The 5,492-nt window shown below is 28.1% G+C and carries 6 protein-coding genes and 1 pseudogene; all 7 read left to right on the forward strand.

Annotation, left to right across the window (positions count from 1 at the left end; genetic code table 4):
* Positions 1-194, forward strand: a pseudogene (locus UDIV_RS01080) (aminoacyl-tRNA hydrolase); the annotation flags it as partial.
* On the forward strand, positions 166-1,128 hold the full coding sequence (gene tilS, locus UDIV_RS01085) for a tRNA lysidine(34) synthetase TilS (RefSeq protein ID WP_156021858.1): 963 nt from the start codon (positions 166-168) through the stop codon (positions 1,126-1,128). The pseudogene UDIV_RS01080 and the gene tilS, both read left to right, overlap by 29 nt.
* Before the next feature lie 90 nt (positions 1,129-1,218).
* Positions 1,219-2,145: an HPr(Ser) kinase/phosphatase gene (hprK, locus tag UDIV_RS01090; RefSeq protein ID WP_038102088.1), complete on the forward strand. Its 927-nt coding sequence runs from the start codon at positions 1,219-1,221 to the stop codon at positions 2,143-2,145.
* Position 2,146: 1 nt separating this feature from the next.
* On the forward strand, positions 2,147-3,178 hold the full coding sequence (lgt, locus tag UDIV_RS01095) for a prolipoprotein diacylglyceryl transferase (protein ID WP_038102090.1): 1,032 nt from the start codon (positions 2,147-2,149) through the stop codon (positions 3,176-3,178).
* Between the two features lie 12 nt (positions 3,179-3,190).
* Entirely contained in the window at positions 3,191-4,135 is a 945-nt protein-coding gene (locus tag UDIV_RS01100; protein ID WP_038102092.1) for an NAD(P)/FAD-dependent oxidoreductase, read from the forward strand.
* Positions 4,089-5,060, forward strand: coding sequence for a DNA-binding protein WhiA (gene whiA / locus UDIV_RS01105; RefSeq protein ID WP_038102095.1), 972 nt, complete (start codon positions 4,089-4,091; stop codon positions 5,058-5,060). The genes UDIV_RS01100 and whiA overlap by 47 nt, the downstream gene beginning before the upstream one ends.
* A gap of 98 nt (positions 5,061-5,158) precedes the next feature.
* Positions 5,159-5,492 (forward strand): nitroreductase (locus UDIV_RS01110; protein WP_038102098.1); only part of this gene is annotated, 334 nt, incomplete at its 3' end.

Consider the following 5,492-nt stretch of genomic DNA (forward strand, 5'->3'; position numbering starts at 1 on the left):
GTACACAAGACATTAAAAGAGTTCGTATTGGAATAGGAAGAAACACCCAAATTCCACTTGATCAATATGTTTTATCTAATTTTAAAATTGATGAACTAGTAACTATTAAACCATTATTAATTAATGTTGCTTTTGCATGTGTTGAGTTTACTAAAGGAGAAAGCTTTGAAAAATTGATGAACAAATATAACTAATTTATTTAGTTCTAAGAAAGTTGTAGCTGCTGTCTCTGGTGGTCCAGATTCAATGGCAATGCTTGATTTATATAAAAAACACATTAAAGTCGTTTGTCATATCAACTATAACAAACGAGCTGATAGTTTTAAAGATAGCGAAGTAGTTAAAGCATTTTGTCATAAACACAACATTGCTTTAGAAATTTTAAATGTAGATCAATCAGTTTATGAAAAGTATGATCAAATCAAAAATTTTCAAGCACAAGCACGAGCAATTAGATATGACTTCTTTAAAGAAATAGCTATTAAATATAATTTAAAAACTTTATATGTTGCACATAATTTAGATGATTGAGTTGAAACAGCTTATATGCAAAAAGCAAGAAGCTCTAAAGCTTTATATTATGGAATTAGAGATACAACCGTTATCAATCAACTAATCATTAAAAGACCAGTTATTAACTATCGTAAATCAACCTTATTAAGACATTGTCAAACAAATAATATCCCTTTTGTAATTGATGAAACAAATGAAATGGATATTTATGAACGAAATACAGTTCGTAAAACAATAGCTACTTGAAGTTCACAACAATTTGAAGACTTTTATAAACAAATTAAAAAATATAACAAAGCAAACAAATGATTAGATGAGAATGTACAAATTGCTTGAATTGATTTCTTAAAAGCTAAATTTGATTATAGTTATTTCCATCTACAAAGTGATGCGATCCAGTATCATCTTATTTTTAGAATGCTTAATCATTTTGAAATCAAACGAGTTAGTGAAGCTAAAATTAATGCTATTTTAGACTTCTTAAGAAACAAAAATAGTAACTCTAGAAAATATCGAGTTCAAGAAGATTTCTTTATGACTGTTAATGCTAATAATAAAATTATCATTGATCAGTTTAAGAAAAGTGATGATTTCATCGATGATGAAATTCTTTAATTAATCAAATATCTATTTGATATTTTTATAAAATATATAAGCTTGCTTTATAATAATAGAAAAAAGTTGTAAGTAACAGTAAGGTTATAAATGGAAACAAAAAACAAATTGTTTGTAAGTCAAGTTGTTAAGAAATTTGATTTAAAAATTGTTGTTAATGAAGACTATACTGATCGAGAAATTCCATCAACAGGAATCATTCGGGTTGGTTTTGAATTAGCTGGTGAAGTTTTATTTAAAGAAATTTGATCAATTGTTTATTTTGGTTCTAAAGAATCAAACTACCTTAACAATTTTTCAAACTCAATTATTTCTAAGAAATTACGAACAATTTTTGAACTTAATCCACCAATGATCTTATTTGGTAAAAACTTTAAACATACTAATATTATGCTTAAAGTTGCTAAGGAATTTAATATTCCTGTTGTTAAAGTTGATTATAGTTTCTTTGAACTTAACTTTACTATTAACTCTTATATTTCTCAAAAACTTTCTAATCAAACAATGCACCATGGGACTTTGGTTGATATCTTTGGAATTGGAGTAATGTTAGTTGGAGAGAGTGGAGTTGGTAAGTCCGAACTTGCAATTGAACTTGTTAAGAAAGGACACATCTTTGTTGGTGATGATGCAATCAATGTTACTAGAATTGGTGGTAATATATATGGAAGTGCAGAAGAATCAACAAAAGATTTTATTGAAGTAAGAGGTCTTGGTATTATTAACTTCTCTCGTTCTTTTGGAATTGAAAGAATGATTGATTCAACAAGAATCGAGATCATAATTGAGTTGATTAAACCACAAAAAGAAGAAAAAATTATTTTTGAACGATTTGGAAAAGATTTAAATTATAAACAGTTTGCTGGTGCTTATGTTGTTCACTATAAGATTCCGGTTATTGAAGGACGAAGCATTGCTGATATTATTGAAACAGCAGTAACTGATTATAAATTAAAGATGTCGGGTTATAATTCAGCACAAGCATTTATTGAACAATTATCAAGGAAAGGAAAATAGGATGGATTTTATTACAACCGTTGGAGCCCAAGGTAGTTTAAATAACTTTGTTCATGCCCATCGTGAAGCCTTTAATATTGGTGGTAACTTCCCTGTTTACTGATATGGAATCATCTTCATGTGTGGTTTTGGGATTGCAGTTTTAGCTTATTGTTTAAGACTTAAGTTCTATTACAAAGTTAGTTGAGAACCAGCTTTTTATTATTTATTTTTATGTGTACCAGTAACAATTTTATGTGCACGGCTATGGTCATTAGCAATTGGAGATGCTCAAAATTTCTTTGATTTTAGATCTGGTGGATTAGCGATTCAAGGCGGGGTAATTGGTGGTGTAATAGCTGCTGCTATTTTCTTCCCACTAATTCTTAAAAAACCAGCTTATCATGTAGCTGATGTTGATGTAGATGGAAATAAAGTGATCCGTCAAGTAAGTATGTGAGTTTATGCGGATGCAATTATTCCAACAATCTTAATTGGTCAAGCTTTAGGTAGATGAGGAAACTTTATTAACGGTGAAATCTTTGGTGCTGAAGCAACTCCTGAATCACTTAATTGATTAAAGAATGCAATGCCTGCAGTTTTTGAAGGGATGAAACACTATTTAACTGATCTACTTCAACCAGGTTCAATTATTGACCCAAACACCCCTTATTTAATTTATCAACCATTATTCTTATATGAATCATTCTTTAACATTATTGTTTTCTTATTCATTTATTTAGTTGTACCATTGATTAAACAAATCAGAATTGGTGTTGTTGCTTCTTCTTATTTTATGTTCTATGGAATTATTCGGTTTGTAACTGAAAGTGCAAGAGCTAGTCAATTTACATTTGCTGGAACTTATGTTATTAACTCATTATTATTAGTCTTTGGTTTATTAGGAATAATCTTCATTCAATTTGTTGTCCCTAGATTTAGAAACCGATTTATTCTTGATTCAATTTTTGCATTTATGCTTCCTAAGAGTTGACGAAAAAAACTAACTGATATTCGTCAACCTAATGAATTCTTATTTTACTGCCACCGTTAGGATTTAAGTGATATGGATCAAAATAAAGTTTATGATATTGTAATCATAGGAGCAGGACCAGCTGGTTTAACAGCTGGTATTTATGCTAAAAGAGCTAATTTAGATGTTGCTGTTATTGAAAAACAATACCCAGGGGGTAAAGTAGCTACAACAGCTACAGTTGAAAACTATCCTGGTTTTGAGCAAATTGATGGTTATCAGCTTGCTTATAATATGTATGATCAATTGGTTAAACTAAATGCTACTTTTATTTTTGATGAAGCAATTGAAATCAAGATTAATAACAATTACAAAGAAGTTGTTTTAAAAAACCAAACTCTAATAGCCAAAACAGTAATTATTGCCACAGGAACAAAAAACAAAAAACTTAATATTCCTAATGAAATTGAGTTCGAACAAAAAGGGATTAGTTATTGTGCTATCTGTGATGGGGTTTTATTTAAAGATCAAGATGTATCTGTAATCGGAGCTGGAAACTCAGCTGTTGAAGAAGCTATCTATTTAGCTGGAATTTGTAATAAAGTTTATTTAATTTCAAATAAACCACATTTTGTTGCTGAAGAATATTCAATTCAACTAATGCAAAAAACTCCAAACATTATTCCTTTAATGAACAAACAAACTCTATCATTCTTTGGTAATGATAGTTTAGAGGGTTTAGAGTACGAAGACAAAGAAACTAAAGTTAAAGAAAAGATCTATGTTAAAGGTAATTTTACTTTTATTGGTCTTTTACCAAGTGGAATCAAATTACCAAACAACTTAGTTTATGATCCTAAAACAGGTTTTATTAATACTGATGAACATATGTCTACTCAAATTGTAGGTATATATGCAGCTGGTGATATTGTTAACAAAAACATTCGTCAAATATCAACAGCAGTTAATGATGGAACAATAGCAGCACTTCATGCAAAAGAATTTATTACAAGAAATAGTTGAGAGCCAACAAAATAACCAACTAACATTTAGTGAGTTTGTAAAAGAAGACTTATACACTAATGATCATTATTCAATTAGTGACTATAAGGTTATTTTGTACTCTTTTTTAAAAAATAATTTAACAATCTCACTTGGTAATCCAACCAAATGGATTATTAAATCTCAAAATGGATACATTATTGATTTTATTATTAGTGCACTTAGCGCTTTTAATAATATTAATATAGAATATGAATTTATTATTGAACCTGATAAATTAGCTACTAATAAAAATAACTATATTTTAGAAATTTATAATGGTTTAGATAAACTAGAACACTTAATTAAAATCTATGATCAAGTTAATGAACAAAACTTTCAACAAGAAAAGTATTGTTCTAATTTCTTAATAGGGGCAATGTTATCAGGAGGATCAATTGCCCATCCACAAGAAAACTATCATTTAGAGTTAAGATGTGATAGTGTTAACTATGCTTATTTATTAAAAAAAGCTTTAGCTAGGTTTGGTTTAGAATATAAATCAATTCACAGACACAGTAAAGAAATTATTTATTTTAAAAGATCAGAAATGATCTCTGATTTTCTAAAAGCAATTAAAGCTAGTAATTCTTTTTTTATGTTTGAAGAAATAAGAATTGCTAAAGATTTTAGTAATCAGATTCAACGTTTAAATAACTTAGATGTACAAAATATTGATAAGTCTTCTAAAGCTGGTGTTTTAGCTAAACAAATGATAACTAAAATCAAAGCAAAACACCCACTATATCAAAAACAAAACTACTCGTTTTTAACATATTGTGAAGTACGAATTAATAATCCAGAACTATCTTTAGTTGAAATTGCTAACTTAATGGAATCTGATTATAATATCCAAATCACAAAAAGCGGTCTTAATCACATCAACAACAAAATTAAAAAAATGTATCAAGAACTAGAATAAGTCTTTATTTGATTATTTTTGAACCTTTTTAAAAGACTAATTATTCCTTTTAATTTATAATTTAATTAATATGAAAATATTAATTTTAAGGAAATAACATGGACATTATTAAATCTTTATCAAAAAGAAGATCATATTACAATATCAACAAAAATTTAGAAGTATCTAAAGAAACAATTGTTCAAAAAATTAAAGAAGTAACAGAATTAATTCCAGATGCTTTTAATAGTAAAAGCACTCGTGTAATTGTTGCTTTTGATGAAAAGCACGAACAAATTTGAGACGAAATATACAATGCTTATGAAGGCAAAGTAGCTATTGAAAAAATCAATATGTTCAAAGCTGGAGCTGGAACTATCTTATTTTATTATGACAACAATGTAATTAAACAAATGCAAGATGCATTTGGAGCTTATGCTGATAATTTCCCAG

Source organism: Ureaplasma diversum NCTC 246 (genome assembly GCF_000731915.1).
Taxonomy (GTDB): Bacteria; Bacillota_I; Bacilli_A; order Mycoplasmatales; family Mycoplasmoidaceae; genus Ureaplasma; species Ureaplasma diversum.